Here is a 14,411-nt window from a genome sequence, read left to right on the forward strand (position 1 = left end):
GCGGCCCTTTTGTTTTGCCATACGCCCGGCCACAAGCCGGACCGACAGACGAGGAAACACAAGACCGTGCAACTCAAGGCACACACCCCGTCAGTAGCAACCGACCTGATCCCCCCGCCCGGTCTTACGGAGGACTCCTTGACCCCGCCCGCCCCGCTCACCGCCCTCACCGACCTCGACGACGCGATCGAGAACCTCGGCGTGCCCGTGCCCTGCCGCTCCTACGACCCGGAGGTCTTCTTCGCCGAGACCCCGGCCGACGTGGAGTACGCCAAGTCCCTCTGCCAGACCTGCCCCCTGCGCGAGGCCTGCCTGGCCGGCGCCAAGGACCGCCGCGAGCCGTGGGGCGTCTGGGGCGGCGAACTCTTCGTCCAGGGCGTGGTGGTGGCCCGCAAGCGTCCGCGCGGCCGTCCGCGCAAGAACCCGGTCACGGCATGAGCACCCTCGGCACCATCGATCGCCCAGCGACGCACGACCCCCAGAAGCAGGACCAGAACATGACCCCACCCATCTCCGAGACCCCCGCCCGTGACACCTCCGGTGCGACGGAGTCGAGCCAGAACAGGACCCTCGAAATGCAACTCATCCCAGAAGCCCTGGCCCGCGCGCATATGAACGATCGGCTGCACGAGGCCGAAACGGAGCGCAGGGCCCTCCGGCTGGCCGCCGCCCGCCGGATGCAGCGCCGCGCGGAGCGCGCCTCGCTCCGCGCCCGCCGCGCCCTGGCCATGGCCGTCATGCACTGACGGCCGAACGGCCACCCGCCCCCGCGCGGCTCGAAGCAGCGAAAGACCCGGCATGACGCCGGGACGGCATGGCGGGCCGGACCTGTCCCCCCGATGGGGGCGGGACCGGCCCGCCATGCCGCGTTGGGCGGGTGTTCGTCGGATGCCGGTCGGCGGCGGACCGGCCACCGGCCGGCTGGAGGCCGCAAGGGTCGGGCATCGAGCAGGTGTTCGTCGGGTGTCGGTCGGGTTGCGCCTCTCCCGCACCGTTCGCGGGGATATCGTCGGGGAGTGGACCAGAAGACGCATGAACAGGTGCCGCCGGACCCGGCGGACCCTGAGACTCCCACCGTGTGCGCCCGCTGCGGCACCGCTGCCGACCGGACGCCGGCGACCTGGACCTGCTCCGTCGAGAACGGCACCCGCCGCTACTTCTGCGACGACTGCGCCCGCGCCAACATCAGAGCGATCGAAGGACGCCTCGACTCGCCCTGGTGGTGAGCGCGGCTCCCGTCAGGCGGGGGCCTCCTCGGACGCCTCCCGCGCCTCCTCGCCCGCGCCGAACCCGGGCACCCACGCCTCCAACTCGTCCCGCAGCCGCACCGATGCCCCGAGCTGGCACAGCACCCCGATGGTGCTCGTCGTCACCCGGTGTATCAGCAGATACGAGGGCGGCAGATTGAGCTGCCGGGCGAGCTGGTGCGCGGGGGAGCGGGGGTCCGCGATCCGCGCCGCCTGGGCCCGCATCCAGCCCCGCGAGAACGTGAACTTCGTCACTTGCGCCGGTTCGATGATCGGCAGCAGATAGTCCAGCACCGCCTCCGGGTCCAGCTCGATCGACGGCTTGACGAACCCCTCCTCGCGCAGCAGGTCCAAAACCCCTTCCGCGTGGCCGTCCAGCGCCATCCGCAGCGCGGTGCCGATGGTCGGCGGCAGCCCGTCCGGCAGCCGGTCCACCGTGCCGAAGTCCAGCACGCCGAGGCGCCACGACTCCGGCGGACCGTCGGCGCCGTCGCCCGTCAGCAGCCGGAAGTTGCCCGGATGCGGGTCGGCGTGCAGCAGCCCCGTACGGGCCGTGCCCGAGAAGAGGAAGCGCGCCAGCAGTTGCCCCGCTCTGTCCCGCTCCTCCTGGCTGCCGCTCTCTATCACCTCGGACAGCGGCAGCCCGCCCAGCCACTCGGTGATCAGCACCTGGTCACCCTGGTGCACCACGTCCGGCACCACCACGTCCGGGTCCTGCGCGAACTCCCGTGCGTGGGCGCGCTGGGCCCGGGCCTCCAGTTCGTAGTCGAGCTCCTCGGAGACGCGGTCGCGCAGCTCGGAGATGAGCGGCTTGAGGTCCATGCCCGGGATCAGCGGCCCCAGCAGCTTCGCGAACCGGCTGAGCTGGGTGAGATCCGACAGCAGCGCCTCGCCGGCCCCCGGGTACTGCACCTTGACCGCGACCTCGCGCCCGTCGTGCCACACCCCCCGGTGCACCTGCCCGATCGACGCGGCGGCGGCCGGCCGGTCCTCGAACTCCGTGAAGAGCTCCCGCCAGTCCTCGCCGAGCCGCTCCTCCAGCGCCGCGTGGACGGAACTGGTCGGCATCGGCGGCGCGGCCTCCTGGAGCTTGGTCAGGGCCGCCCGGTACGGACCGGCGATCTCCTCCGGCAGGGCCGACTCGAAGACGGACAGGGCCTGCCCGAACTTCATCGCGCCGCCCTTCAGCTCCCCGAGCACCTTGAAAAGCTGCTCGGCCGTGCGCTGTTGCAGCTCGCGCCCCACGAGCTCCGCCGACCGGCCGCCGATCCGCTTGCCGAGCCCCCAGGTGGCGCGGCCCGCGAAACCCAGCGGCAACGCGGCCAACTTCGCGGTGCGGGTGACCGCTTTGCGGGGAAGATCAGACATGCACCCCTCCAACTACCTGAACAGCCACGCCGAGTACGACTGTCACCCGACCATTGTCTCGTGCAACGGCTTCGGGGCCGAGGCGCATTCAGGATGGGCGGATTCTGCCGCTCCGCACGAGCATGCCGGATGCGGAGCGATACGCCGAGGAGCCCACCCCGCGCCCGGCAGTGTGACCTCCAGCCGGGTCCCCGCCGACTCCGGCGGCCGCCCGTCCAGGAAGGCCAGCGCCTGCACGGCGGCCAGCCCGCCGACCACCGTGGCGAGCGCGGCATCGCAGGACGGCGCCCCCGCCGCCCGGCCCGACCGCCACTGGGCGAGCATCCGGGGCCAGGTGGGATCGCTCTCGACCCGGCCCAGCTCCAGGCAGCCCGCGCACGCCGATCCGCCCGGCACCACCAGCGGCCCCACCACTCCCGTGCACTCGATGACCCCCGCGTACAGATGAGGCGTCCCGGAGCCGAGGAAGGGGGCGGCGACGGCGGGATCCGGCGCATACGCCGCGAGGCCGTCCCGCGGCGCGAGCACCACCAGCGACAACGGGGGCTCCGGCGCTCCGTCGGGCAGGCCCGTCCCCTCGGGCGGAGCGTCCTTCCGCGGGCGGGCCCGGGGCCGCGGCCCCGGAGCGGACTGCCGGACCAGCCGCCGGGCCGCGGTGTCGCGCCGCTCCCCGATCTGCTCGGCGCGGACCCCGCCGGGCAGCGTGTCCCACGGCTCGACACACCCCCCTTCCACCACATCGACCTGCCCCACCCCCGACGCCGACAGCAGGGCGGCGATCGCCGCCCCCACCCGTCCGGCGCCCCGCACCTGCACCCGAATGGCCCGGCGCGCGCCCAGCATCCGCGACGCGCCGCCCGGCTCCGGGTGCAGCACGGACAGCGACGCCAGGTCGGGCCGCAGCCGGTCCACGGCCGGCCCCGTGTCCCGCAGCGCGGCCGCGGGCTCCCCGCCGCCCAGCGGATCGTCCAGCAGGCCGGCCGCGGACAGCCGCTCCACCAGTGAGTCCGCCCGGCCCTCGGGCAGCCCCATCGCCTTGGCCTGGGCGCGCAGCAGCGGCAGGCCGCGCGTCCCGTCCAGCAGGTCGAGAAAGCTCCCCGTCGCCGTGTCCACCGGACCCAGCAATACCGCGTGCGCGGGCGCCACCCCGAACTGCACGGTGTCGCGGTTGCGCCAGCCGCGCCGCAGCGCGGGCTTGATCATCGGATGCATGCTCGCCTCCCCCATCGGTCGGGACCAGCATGCTCGGACCGGCGGACCTCCGCCGAAAGTTATCCACAGGGGGGCGTGTTTGTCGTACAAGTAGTGCACTCCGATGAGTGTTTCCCCCGACAACCGAGCGAGGTCGGGACTTCCGTCGCCGCCAGCGGGTAACGTCGAGGCGTGTCCGTCGACCCTCTGCACAGTGCCGCAAGATCACCGCGCAGCGCGCCGAGCCCGCAGTCCCGCTCGTCCGGGGCGAACGCGGTCGAGGTCCGCAGGAGCACACGCCGACGCAGAACGGTCTCGGCCTACCGCGAGGGCGACCACACCGTGGTCCTCATCCCGGCCCGGATGTCCGAGGCCGAGGAGCAGCGCTGGGTGGGCGTGATGCTGGAGAAGCTCGCCGCCCAGGAGAACAAGCGCATGCTGGGCGACGCCGAGCTGGCCGAGCGCGCCGAGCAGCTCTCCGACCAGTACCTCGGCGGCCGGGCCCGGCCCGCCTCCGTCCGCTGGGTCACCAACCAGAACACCCGGTGGGGCTCGTGCACGCCCGCCGAGGGCAGCATCCGCCTGTCCCACCGCCTCCAGGGCATGCCGGAGTACGTCGTCGACTACGTACTCGTCCACGAACTCGCCCACCTGCTCGTACCGGGGCACGGCCCGCGTTTCTGGCGCCTCCTGGAGTCCTACCCGCGCACCGAGCGGGCCCGCGGCTACCTGGAGGGCGTGGTCGCCGCGGACCGGCTGCCGCACCTGCCCGCGGCCCGCAGCGAATAGCCCCGCGCCGGGGCCGGGCCGTCCACGCCGCGCGCGCCGCGGTTCGCGGCCGCCGTGGCGTCGTGCCCGTACCGGAGCCGCGGCCCGGCCTGCCACCGGGGTTCGGCAGCCGCTAGCCTGTCGCAACGCAAGCACGGGACGGCAGGGACGGGGGACGGGCTTACGCATGGCCAGGGAATTCCAGCGTGGCCACAAGGCCAGGATCAGTGATCTGACGGCGGGGACCGATCTGTACGTGGGGGTGCGGATCGCCGGGTCCGGCCTCACCTTCGACATCAGCGCGTTCGGCCTCGACGCCGAGGAACGGCTGTCGGACGACCGCTACTTCATCTTCTTCAACCAGCCGAAATCCCCGGAAGAGGCGATCCAGCAGCTCGGCGCGCAAGCGGGGGACACCGAGTCGTTCCGCGTCACCCTCGACCGGGTGCCGGCCGCGATCCACAAGCTCTCCTTCACCGCGACGATCGACGGCGCGGGCCAGATGTCGCAGATCGGCCCCGGCTATCTGCGCATCGTCGCGGGCGGCGAGGAAGTCGCCCGCTACTCCTTCGACGGCACCGAGTTCAGCACCGAGCGCGCGGTGATGCTCGGGGACTTCTACCGCAAGGACGTCTGGCGGTTCGCGGCCGTCGGCCAGGGGTTCGACGGCGGGCTCGAAGCGCTGCTCAAGAACTTCGGCGGCGAAGTCCTGGAAGAGGAGCCCGAACCGCCCGCGCAAGCGGCCGCACCGGGCTTCGCCCCGCCGGCCGCCGAGCCCCCGCCTTTCGCCCCGCCGGCCGCCGAACCACCGGCCTTCGCGCCCCCGGCTCCCGCCGCACCACCGCCGGCCACCCCGGCGCCCGCCCCGGAGCCCGGCCCGCCCCAGGGACATATGCAGTCCCCGCCGGTGCACGCGGCGCCGACGATCGCCGCCCCCATCGCGCACCCCGGCCACCTGCCCGGCCCGCCCCAGGGACACGTCCAGCCGCCGCCTCCGGCCCCGCCGGGCGTGCCCGCGCAGTCGCCGGGCCCGTACGGCCAGGTCGCCCCGCCCGGCCACCCCGCGCCGTACGGAGGCCCGCAAGCCGCCTCCCCGGCGACCCAGCCGTACCCCCAAGGGGTGCCCCAGGAGAACACCGCAGCGCCCGGCGTCCAAGCGGCGCTCGCGCGGTACCGGGAGGCGCCGAACGGAGCGCGCTGGACCCCTCAGAACGACAAGCTGATCCGCGTCGACCTCGGCGCCGACGGCGGTCCCGTCCTCGCCCGGCAGGGCAGCATGGTGCTCTACCAGGGCAAGGTCGACTTCGGCTACAAGGGGGCCGGGTTCGCCGGCCGCATCGTCGGCAATGCCACCGGCCAGGAGATGCAGTTGATGCGCTGCACCGGCCGCGGCCAGGTCTTCCTGGCGGAGAACTCCGCCCACCTGCACCCCATCGAACTCCAGGGCGACGCGATCTGCGTCTCCGCCGACGCCGTGCTCGCCTTCGACGAATCGCTGCACCATGAGGTGCGCCGCATCGAGGGCCACGGCATCCCCGGCGGCGCGCTGTTCACCATGCAGTTCCAGGGCACCGGCACCGTCGTCGTCAAGACGCACGGCACCCCCGTCGTCCTCCCGGTCACCCCGACCACCTTCGCGGACAGCAACGCCATCGTCGCCTGGTCCGCCGCCGCGCAGGTGATCATCTCCAGCCAGGTCCGGCTGCGCCGCCACGCCTACCCCGGCCACTCCGGTGAGACCGTGAACCTCCAGTTCCGCGGCGCGCCCGGAAACTTCATCGTCGTCCAGCCCTACGAGGTCTGAAGGAGCCCGCCATGGACCAGACACTGATCTCGGGCTTCGCCCCGGCCCCGACCGCCGCCCGGATGGAGAACCACGGCAGCAGCATGCTGAAGGTGGCCATGCGCGGCGGCCAGGACCTCTTCGCGCGCACCGGCTCGATGGTCGCGTACGAGGGGTTCGTGCAGTACGAGCCGAACCCGCCGGCCGTGCGCCAGATGGCGTCCCAGTGGCTGACCGGCGAGGGCGCGCCCCTCATGGTCTGCCGCGGCGACGGCCTGCTCTACCTCGCCGACTACGGCGCCGACGTCATCTGCCTCCAACTGAACGGCGACTCGCTCTCCGTCAACGGCACCAATCTGCTCGCCTTCGACGCCCACCTCCAGTGGGGCGTGCAGCGCGTCAAGGGCATGGCGAAATTCGCCGGGCAGGGCCTCTTCAACGTCGCCGTCTCCGGCACCGGCTGGGTCGCGATCACCTCCCGCGGCACGCCGATCGTCGTGGACTGCGGGCGCGGCGAGGACGAGACCTATGTGGACCCGGACGCGCTCGTCGCCTGGTCCAGCGGGCTCAAGATGAAGGGCAAGCGCAGCTTCAAGGCATCCTCGATGATCGGCCGGGGCAGCGGCGAGGCGTACCAGCTCGGCTTCTCCGGCAGCGGATTCGTGGTGGTACAGCCCAGCGAGGACAGCGCCGACCGGCTCCGAGCCCGGGGCTGAGGGGGACGAGGAGACCATGCAGAGCCCGCTTTTCGGCTACACCGAGGCCCAGACCCAGGAGCGCTACGCGCTCCAGAACGCCCAACTGCTGCGCGTCGCGCTCAGCGGCCACGACGACGTACTCGCCCGCAAGGGCTCCATGGTGGCCTACCAAGGGCTGATCGAGTTCGACGGCGAGTACCAGCCCCCCGGGCAGCAGCACGCGCGCGCCCGCACGGGGGAGGGCCTGGACCTGATGCGCTGCTCCGGGCAGGGCACCGTGTACCTCGCCAACCTCGCCCAGCACGTCCATGTGGTGGACGTGGACCACGACGGCCTCACCGTCGACGGCGCGTACGTCCTGGCGCTCGACTCCACGCTGCACTGGGAGGCGATCGCCGTGGACAGCCAGTTCGGCGTCTCCGGCTCCGGCAAGTACAACCTCAACATCTCCGGGCGGGGCAAGGTGGCCCTGATGACCTCCGGGAAGCCCCTGATGCTCCAGGTGACCCCGGACAAGTACGTCAACGCGGACGCCGACGCGATCGTCGCCTGGTCGTCGTCGCTGCGTGTCCAGATGCAGGCGCAGACGCATTCCTCGGGCGTCTGGCGGCGGCGCGGCAGCACGGGGGAGGGCTGGGAGCTGAGCTTCCTGGGCCAGGGCTACGCGCTCGTACAGCCCAGCGAGCTGCTGCCGCCGCAGGGCGCGGAGATCGGCCAGGGGCTCGCCGCCCAGTACGGCTTCGGCTCGCAGGGCGCGCACGGCCAGAACCAGGGCAACATCTGGACCAACCGCTGACGGCACCGCCGACAGCCCCCTGGGGCGCCGCTTCACAAAGCGGCGCCCCAGGACGCATCAACCGTTCGGCCGTCTTCCTATAGACGCACCGGCCGTCTTCTTAAAGAAGAGCGAGCGTGCGCTCCATGAGGCGTACGACCGAGGCGTCGGCCACCGTCGGCACCTCCTCGTACGGGAACCAGCGCAGGTCCAGCGACTCGTCGCTGATCGCCTCGACGGCCTCCGCCGGGGCGAGCGCCGCGTACTGAACGTCGAGGTGCCAGGCGCACGGCGTCGAGTGGCGGTCCAGCAGTACGGGCCCGCCGGGCAGCAGCGTCAGCCCGGACTCGATCCCGGACTCCTCCCGCGCCTCCCGGAGGGCGGCCTCCTCCAGCGTCGCGTCCCGCGGCTCGCAATGCCCGCCCATCTGGAGCCACATCTTCAGCTTGCGGTGCAGCGTCAGCAGGACGCGCGCCCCGGCCGGGTCGATGACCAGCGCGCTGGCGGTCAGATGCGCGTCCGGGCACGCCTTCCACATGCCGTCCGGGCGGGCCGACAGATGGTCCAGATAGGCCAGCCGCAGCTCCTGCTGGGCCGGGTCCGGCGCGGGCCACTCGTCGAGGACCCGCGCCGCGTTCTCGTGCAGGCTCGTCACTTGTCGGCGTCGCCCTCCTCGTGCTTGCCCTTGTTCTTGCCGTCGTCCGCGGCTGTGCCGCCGTCGCCGCCGTCGGAGTCGTCCGTACGGCCCTTGCGGGGCTCGGCCCGGCCGGTCTCCGGGGCGCCGGACTTCGAGGGGCCCGCCTCCGGGGAGTCGGCTTCCGAGCGGTCCCGCTCGTCGATGACCGGCTTGTTGAGGTCGGTCTTGCCCGGCTCGCCGCCCGCCGCCTCGCCGAGCATCTTGTCGAGCTCGGAGAAGTCGAGCTGCTCGTGGTGGACGAACCCGTCCGGGTCGTCGAGGTCCGCGGCCGTCGGCAGCATGTCCGGGTGCTCCCAGAGGGCGTCGCGCCCGTCCAGACCTCGCGCGTCGGTGAGCGAGGCCCACAGCCGCGACGCGTCGCGCAGCCGCCGCGGCCGCAGCTCCAGGCCGATCAGCGTGGCGAAGGTCTGCTCGGCGGGCCCGCCCGAGGCGCGCCGCCTGCGCAGCGTCTCCCGCAGCGCGTCCGCGGACGGCAAGTGCGGGGCCGCCGCCGCGTGCACCACCGCGTCGACCCAGCCCTCGACCAGCGCGAGGGCGGTCTCCAGCCGGGCCAGCGCCGCCTTCTGCTCCGGCGTGTCCTCCGGCTGGAACATGCCCTGCTGGAGCGCGTCCTGGAGCTGCTCGGGGTGCGACGGGTCGAGCTGGCCGACGACGTCCTCCAGCTTGGAGGTGTCGACCTTGATCCCGCGCGCGTACCCCTCGACGGCGCCGAACAGATGCGAGCGCAGCCACGGCACATGGGTGAAGAGCCGCTGGTGGGCGGCCTCGCGCAGGGCCAGGTAGAGCCGCACCTCCTCCTGCGGGATGCCCAGGCCCTTGCCGAACGCCTCGACGTTGACCGGCAGCAGCGCGGCCTTGCCCGCCGGGCCCAGCGGCAGCCCGATGTCGGTCGAACCGACCACCTCGCCGCCCAGCACGCCCAGCGCCTGCCCGATCTGGGTGCCGAACATCGCGCCGCCCATGGACCGCATCATGCCGAGCAGCGGGCCCGCCATGGCCTGCATCTCCTCGGGCAGGACGTCGCCCATGGCCGCGCCGACGCGCTCCGCGACGGGGTCCACGAGGTCCTTCCACACCGGGAGGGTGGCCTCGACCCACTCCGCGCGGCTCCACGCCACGGCCGTGTTCGCGCCCGACGGCAGCGACGTCACGCCGTCCAGCCACAGGTCCGCCAGGCGCACGACCTCGTCGACCCAGGCCCGCTCGCCCGGCGAGACGCTCGCGTCCTTGGTGCCGTCGGCGGTGCCCTGCGCGACGGTCTGCCGCGCGATGTCCTTGGCCATGTCCCAGTTCACGGGGCCGCCCTCGTACGAGAGCATCTGCCCGAGCTGCTGAAAGGCCGCGCCCAGGTCGTTCTGGTTCAGTGAACCGAACATCGAGGCGAACGGATTGTCTCCGCCGCCCGTCCCGCCGAACCCGAACGGATTCGCGGGACCCTGGCCACCACCCTGGCCTCCCTTCTTCTTGCCGTCGTCGCCGTCCTCCGGCTCCTCCGGCGGAAGGCCGAATCCGAATGGGGTGTCACTCACGGGTTTCCTCGGCTCGTAGGGCCGCCGGCCCGGGGCCGACGGCGAATGCCCGACAACACAACCCAGCGTAGACACCGGGCCCGGTTGTGGCCTCGGTGCTCCGCCGGCCCGAGGCCTGCGGCAGGATGGACATCACCTGGTGCGTACGCGTCATCGCGCATGCGTACTGAAGACAACCTCTGGAGACGCCTGGTGAGTTCCCCAGATCCGCACGTTCGCGCAGCGCGAAACGGTACAGCCCATGGTGGCGCGAAGTCCGGCCGACGGCCTGTCGTGGCCGTCACGGGCGCCGCCGCGGGCATCGGCGCCCTGCTCGCGCAGCGCCTCGCCGAGTCCGAGGAGATCAAGCAGGTCATCGCCATCGACGAGCGCCGCGGCGACGTCACCGAGGCGACATGGCACGTGCTGGACGTCCGGGACCCGGCCATCGCGGACAAGCTGCGCGGCGCGGACGTCGTCGTCCACCTCGCCGTCGACCTCGACCTGGAGACCGATCCGGCGGCCCGTACGGCGTACAACGTGCGCGGTACCCAGACCGTGCTCACCGCAGCCGCGGCCGCGGGCGTGCACCGGGTCGTGCTGTGCACCTCCGCGATGGTCTACGGGGCGCTCCCCGAGAACGACGTGCCCCTCTCCGAGGACGCCGAGCTGCGCGCCACCGCGGACGCCACGGGCGTCGGCGACCTCCTGGAGATCGAGCGGCTCGCCAAGCGCGCCCCGCGCGCCCACCCCGGGCTGAACGTCACGGTGCTGCGCCCCGCCGTCCTCGTCGGCGGCACGGACACCGCCCTGACCCGCTACTTCGAGTCGCCGCGCCTCCTGGTCGTCGCCGGTTCCCGGCCCACCTGGCAGTTCTGCCATGTGCAGGACCTGGTCAGCGCTCTGGAGTTCGCCACCCTGGAGAAGGCCGAGGGCGAGCTCGCGGTGGGCTGCGACGGCTGGCTGGAACAGGAGGAGGTCGAGGAGCTGACGGGAATCCGCCGGATGGAGCTGCCCTCGGCGGTCGCCCTGGGCGCGGCCTCGCGGCTGCACCGGCTGGGGCTGACCCCGTCCCCGGCCGGCGACCTCGCGTTCACCATGCACCCCTGGGTGGTCAGCGGCAGCCGGCTGCACGAGGCGGGCTGGCGGCCCCGCTGGACCAATGAGGAGGTCCTCGCCGAGCTGCTGGAGGAGGTCTCGGGCCGCCATACGGTCGTGGGCCGGCGGCTGGGCCGCAAGGACGCCGCCACGACGCTGGGGGCCGCCGGTGCCACGGTCGCGCTGGTGGGTACGGCCGCGCTGGTCCGCCGCGCCCGCAAGGCCCGCCGCCGCCTCTAGAGACCCGGCGGCAGGCCCGGCAGCGGGGGCGGTAGCGGCTCGTACGTACAGCCGGCACCAGGCTCGGCAGCGATCGGCACCAGGCCCGGAAGCGGCGTGTACGTACGGCCGGCACCAGGCCCGGCAGAAGCCCCTGCAACAGGCTCCGCAGCGGCCCGCCGACGGGCTCGTACGGGCTCGTACGGGCTCGTACGCACGGCCGGTGCCGGGCCGGCCGGCCGGTGCGGCACGATGGGGGCATGGCAACCACCCACGACCGCCCCGCCGTCCCCGCCCAGAGCGCCGCCTCCGTCATCCGGCTGCTCGCCGTCCGCGACACCCCGCTGTCCCTGGACGAGGTCTTCGCGGCGGTCGGCGACCGGGCCGCGGGCGGCACCGCGCTCTTCGTCGGCACGGTCCGCGATCATGACGGCGGCGCGGAGGTCGCCGGCCTCGGCTACTCGGCCCACCCCAGCGCCGAGGCGGAGCTGCGCCGGGTCGCCGAGAAGGTCGCGGCGGACTTTCCGGTACGGGCCATGGCCGCCGTCCACCGGGTCGGCGACCTGTCGGTGGGGGACCTGGCCGTGGTGGTCGCGGTCTCCTGCGCCCATCGCGCCGAGGCGTTCGCCGCGTGCCGCAGGCTGATCGACGACCTCAAGCACGAGGTCCCGATCTGGAAGCACCAGCAGTTCGCGGACGGCACCGAGGAGTGGGTCGGCGCCTGCTGAGGCGGAGCGGCGGCGGAAGAGCGGCCGTTGGGCCGAGCGTGTTACTCCGGTTGCGTAACCCGTGTCCCGGTATAAACGTTGACCTGACAGATGGTTAATCTGCTTATCGTTGATTAGGGCTGAGCCGGCGTCGCGACCGGCGCTGTTCGCCTGTCCGCGCGCGATACCCGGTGACACGCACGTATTCCGTGCCGCGCCGGGCGGCGCGCCGGGTCGGATCGCGCCGGCGGGCGCCGAGGGGTCGGGAGGCCGATGTGGGTGCGCTCCTCTGGTTGCTGATTCCGCTGACGGCGGCGATCGCCGCCGCCATATGGGGTAGTTGGGCCACGCGTAACCGGACGTACGGGGACAACGCGGAACTCGCCGGCTACGAACGGTTCCGCGCGGCGATGGAGCGGCCGGCCGCCGGTTCGGAGGCCGCCCAGGCGGCGCCCGGCGGGTCCTGACCCCGGGCCCCGGCCGGGGGCGTGTGGGCGCCCGGCCGCGCCCCCGGAAACGGCTTCGGCCGACACCGTCAACTCGCCGGGCCACGGACGGCCCGGCCCCACGGGTGGGCTGTCGGACCCGTCCCGTACTGTCGTTCCATGCCCCGCCGCACAGCGACGATGCTCGCCTCCCTCCTGATGCTGATCGCGCTGCTCTGCGCGGGTGTGCTGATCCCGGTGCCGTACGCGGACATGTCCCCCGGACCGACCGTCAACACCATCGGGGAGCACGACGGCGAGCCGGTGCTCCAGATCACCGGGCACCAGACCTACCCGACCTCCGGGCACCTCAACATGACCACGGTCCGGGTCACCGGCTCCCAGTACCGGATGAACCTGGTCGAGGCGGTCTTCGGCTGGCTCAACCACGACGACCTCGTCGTCCCGCACGAGACGGTCTATCCGGACGACAAGACCCCGGACCAGGTCAGCCAGGAGAACGCCGAGGAGTTCAGCCAGTCCCAGGAGACCGCCAAGGTCGCCGCGCTCAAGGCGGTCGGCATCAAGGTCGGCAGCCGCATCGTCGTGGGGTCCGTGGTCAAGGGCGGCCCGGCCGAGGGCAAGCTGCACGCGGGCGACGTGATCAAGGCCGTGGACGGCACGGAGATCAAGCGGACCGAGGACGTGGCCAAGCTCGTCACCAAGCACAAGCCCGGCGAGCAGGTCACCTTCACCGTCGTCCCGGTCAAGGAGGCGGCCGAGGCGGAGAAGGCCAAGAGGGAGCCGAAGGAGACCCGGACCGTCGTCCTGAAGACCGTCAAGGCGCCCGAGGACAAACGGGCCATCGTCGGCATCAACGCGGCCGTCGACCACACGTTCCCGTTCTCGATCGACATCAAGCTGCCGGACATCGGCGGGCCCAGCGCGGGGCTGATGTTCGCCCTCGGCATCGTCGACAAGCTCACGCCGGACGATCTGACGGGCGGCAAGTTCGTGGCGGGCACCGGGACCATAGACGACAAGGGCGTGGTCGGGCCCATCGGCGGCATCGCGATGAAGATCGTCGCCGCTCGCGACAAGGGCGCGCGGTATTTCCTGACGCCCAAGGGGAATTGCGCGACCGCCGCCAAGGACACCCCGGACGGGCTCCGGCTCGTCAAGGTCGGGACGATAGACGACGCGCTGAAGGCGCTGGAGAAGATCCGCAAGGGAGACACGGCCGGCCTGCCGCGGTGCACGACAGGCTGACCGTACGGACGTGAGCGGGCCCCCGAGGAGGGCCCGCGGCGGCGCTACGCCTCGAACGTGGCGGCCAGCGCCTCGGCGAGGCCCGGTACGAGGTCGGCCCCGGTGAGGACCTCGGTCGGCGAGTCCTTCTCGCGCAGCCGCAGCGCGGACTCGCGGGCGCCGTCCCGGAGCACCGCCACCGTCATACGGACCTCCTGGCGGTCCGGGTGCTCGGCGACCCACTCGGCGAGCCGCGCCTCGTCGAGGCCGTTGGGCACGGAGCCCTCCGCGGACGGCGGCAGCATCAGCCGCTCCACCGTCATGGCGCAGCCGGTGACCGGGTCGGGCCAGGCGATGGTGGCGAGGAACTCGTCGAGGGCGACGCCCGCGGGCAGCTCGTCCTGCTCGATGGGCGTGATGGCGGCGGGGGCGTCCTCGCCGTCCGCGGCGTCGAGGCCGAGCTGTTCGGCGAGGCCGGGCTCCTGGGCGCGCAGTTTCGCGGTGTCGACGAGGGCGAAAAGGCGGGCCGGCTGATCCCAGCCGAGCCCGGAGGCGTACTCGTCGATTTCGAGCACGGCCCGGGTCAGCGGACTCGCGGCCATAGGGGTGCTGGGGTCGGGAAGGTTGGACATGGTCAATATCGTGCCCTGAAGGTGACCGAAAACGGGAACTGAGTAAA

At 72.8% G+C, this 14,411-nt stretch carries 16 protein-coding genes; 11 read left to right on the forward strand and 5 right to left on the reverse strand.

Annotated features, from left to right (window positions below; translation table 11 throughout):
* Window positions 1-66 precede the first annotated feature (66 nt).
* The 3 genes from IF55_RS19915 (at window position 67) to IF55_RS19925 (ending at window position 1,226) form a co-directional block, all read left to right on the forward strand.
* Window positions 67-438, forward strand: coding sequence for a WhiB family transcriptional regulator (locus IF55_RS19915; protein WP_030878493.1), 372 nt, complete (start codon window positions 67-69; stop codon window positions 436-438).
* Window positions 435-746: a hypothetical protein gene (locus tag IF55_RS19920; protein WP_030878497.1), complete on the forward strand. Its 312-nt coding sequence runs from the start codon at window positions 435-437 to the stop codon at window positions 744-746. The genes IF55_RS19915 and IF55_RS19920 overlap by 4 nt, the downstream gene beginning before the upstream one ends.
* Before the next feature lie 270 nt (window positions 747-1,016).
* Window positions 1,017-1,226, forward strand: a complete 210-nt coding sequence (locus IF55_RS19925) for a hypothetical protein (protein WP_030878499.1) — start codon at window positions 1,017-1,019, stop codon at window positions 1,224-1,226.
* A gap of 12 nt (window positions 1,227-1,238) precedes the next feature.
* Here the strand turns inward: IF55_RS19925 and IF55_RS19930 are convergent, their stop codons facing one another.
* Window positions 1,239-2,615, reverse strand: a complete 1,377-nt coding sequence (locus IF55_RS19930; RefSeq protein ID WP_030878503.1) for an ABC1 kinase family protein — start codon at window positions 2,613-2,615, stop codon at window positions 1,239-1,241.
* 42 nt (window positions 2,616-2,657) lie between these two features.
* On the reverse strand, window positions 2,658-3,827 hold the full coding sequence (locus IF55_RS19935; protein WP_030878506.1) for a ThiF family adenylyltransferase: 1,170 nt from the start codon (window positions 3,825-3,827) through the stop codon (window positions 2,658-2,660).
* 171 nt (window positions 3,828-3,998) lie between these two features.
* On the opposite strand from IF55_RS19935, the gene IF55_RS19940 reads away from it, so the two are divergent.
* From IF55_RS19940 to IF55_RS19955, 4 genes are all read left to right on the forward strand, one after another.
* Window positions 3,999-4,595 (forward strand): M48 metallopeptidase family protein, encoded by a 597-nt coding sequence (locus IF55_RS19940; protein ID WP_063764008.1) that lies wholly within the window; start codon window positions 3,999-4,001, stop codon window positions 4,593-4,595.
* A gap of 166 nt (window positions 4,596-4,761) precedes the next feature.
* On the forward strand, window positions 4,762-6,378 hold the full coding sequence (locus IF55_RS19945; protein ID WP_030878512.1) for a TerD family protein: 1,617 nt from the start codon (window positions 4,762-4,764) through the stop codon (window positions 6,376-6,378).
* A gap of 11 nt (window positions 6,379-6,389) precedes the next feature.
* Window positions 6,390-7,073, forward strand: a complete 684-nt coding sequence (locus IF55_RS19950) for an AIM24 family protein (RefSeq protein WP_030878514.1) — start codon at window positions 6,390-6,392, stop codon at window positions 7,071-7,073.
* 16 nt (window positions 7,074-7,089) lie between these two features.
* Window positions 7,090-7,851 carry an AIM24 family protein gene (locus IF55_RS19955; protein WP_030878517.1) on the forward strand — a complete coding sequence of 254 codons (762 nt, stop codon included), beginning with the start codon at window positions 7,090-7,092 and terminating at the stop codon, window positions 7,849-7,851.
* A gap of 100 nt (window positions 7,852-7,951) precedes the next feature.
* On the opposite strand, the gene IF55_RS19960 is transcribed toward IF55_RS19955, so the two are convergent.
* Both IF55_RS19960 and IF55_RS19965 read right to left on the reverse strand, forming a co-directional pair.
* Window positions 7,952-8,485 carry an NUDIX hydrolase gene (locus IF55_RS19960; RefSeq protein WP_030878519.1) on the reverse strand — a complete coding sequence of 178 codons (534 nt, stop codon included), beginning with the start codon at window positions 8,483-8,485 and terminating at the stop codon, window positions 7,952-7,954.
* The gene (locus IF55_RS19965; RefSeq protein WP_078644750.1) at window positions 8,482-10,056 is read right to left on the reverse strand and encodes a zinc-dependent metalloprotease; all 1,575 of its coding nucleotides are present in this window, start codon (window positions 10,054-10,056) and stop codon (window positions 8,482-8,484) included. Before IF55_RS19965 ends, IF55_RS19960 begins: the two co-directional genes overlap by 4 nt.
* A 192-nt stretch (window positions 10,057-10,248) precedes the next feature.
* Here IF55_RS19965 and IF55_RS19970 point away from each other — a divergent pair, with 192 nt between their 5' ends.
* The 4 genes from IF55_RS19970 (at window position 10,249) to IF55_RS19985 (ending at window position 13,753) form a co-directional block, all read left to right on the forward strand.
* Entirely contained in the window at window positions 10,249-11,373 is a 1,125-nt protein-coding gene (locus IF55_RS19970; protein WP_030878525.1) for an NAD-dependent epimerase/dehydratase family protein, read from the forward strand.
* A gap of 239 nt (window positions 11,374-11,612) precedes the next feature.
* Window positions 11,613-12,080: a molybdenum cofactor biosynthesis protein MoaE gene (locus tag IF55_RS19975; RefSeq protein WP_030878529.1), complete on the forward strand. Its 468-nt coding sequence runs from the start codon at window positions 11,613-11,615 to the stop codon at window positions 12,078-12,080.
* Window positions 12,081-12,334: 254 nt separating this feature from the next.
* Window positions 12,335-12,526 carry a hypothetical protein gene (locus tag IF55_RS19980; protein WP_030878531.1) on the forward strand — a complete coding sequence of 64 codons (192 nt, stop codon included), beginning with the start codon at window positions 12,335-12,337 and terminating at the stop codon, window positions 12,524-12,526.
* A 138-nt stretch (window positions 12,527-12,664) separates the two neighbouring features.
* A complete protein-coding gene (locus IF55_RS19985) occupies window positions 12,665-13,753 on the forward strand; it encodes a YlbL family protein (RefSeq protein ID WP_030878534.1) in 1,089 nt (362 codons plus the stop codon).
* A gap of 44 nt (window positions 13,754-13,797) precedes the next feature.
* On the opposite strand, the gene IF55_RS19990 is transcribed toward IF55_RS19985, so the two are convergent.
* A complete protein-coding gene (locus tag IF55_RS19990) occupies window positions 13,798-14,364 on the reverse strand; it encodes a PPA1309 family protein (protein ID WP_245661256.1) in 567 nt (188 codons plus the stop codon).
* Between the last annotated feature and the right edge of the window lie 47 nt (window positions 14,365-14,411).

It is taken from the genome of Streptomyces varsoviensis (assembly GCF_000718635.1).
GTDB classification, from domain to species: Bacteria; Actinomycetota; Actinomycetes; order Streptomycetales; family Streptomycetaceae; genus Streptomyces; species Streptomyces varsoviensis.

Coding starts and splice junctions, on each gene's coding strand:
- IF55_RS19920 (WP_030878497.1), top strand. CDS start 435: ATGAGCACCCTCGGCACCATCGATCGCCCAGCGACGCACGACCCCCAG.
- IF55_RS19930 (WP_030878503.1), bottom strand. CDS start 2,615: ATGTCTGATCTTCCCCGCAAAGCGGTCACCCGCACCGCGAAGTTGGCC.
- IF55_RS19935 (WP_030878506.1), bottom strand. CDS start 3,827: ATGCATCCGATGATCAAGCCCGCGCTGCGGCGCGGCTGGCGCAACCGC.
- IF55_RS19945 (WP_030878512.1), top strand. CDS start 4,762: ATGGCCAGGGAATTCCAGCGTGGCCACAAGGCCAGGATCAGTGATCTG.
- IF55_RS19950 (WP_030878514.1), top strand. CDS start 6,390: ATGGACCAGACACTGATCTCGGGCTTCGCCCCGGCCCCGACCGCCGCC.
- IF55_RS19955 (WP_030878517.1), top strand. CDS start 7,090: ATGCAGAGCCCGCTTTTCGGCTACACCGAGGCCCAGACCCAGGAGCGC.
- IF55_RS19975 (WP_030878529.1), top strand. CDS start 11,613: ATGGCAACCACCCACGACCGCCCCGCCGTCCCCGCCCAGAGCGCCGCC.
- IF55_RS19985 (WP_030878534.1), top strand. CDS start 12,665: ATGCCCCGCCGCACAGCGACGATGCTCGCCTCCCTCCTGATGCTGATC.
- IF55_RS19990 (WP_245661256.1), bottom strand. CDS start 14,364: ATGTCCAACCTTCCCGACCCCAGCACCCCTATGGCCGCGAGTCCGCTG.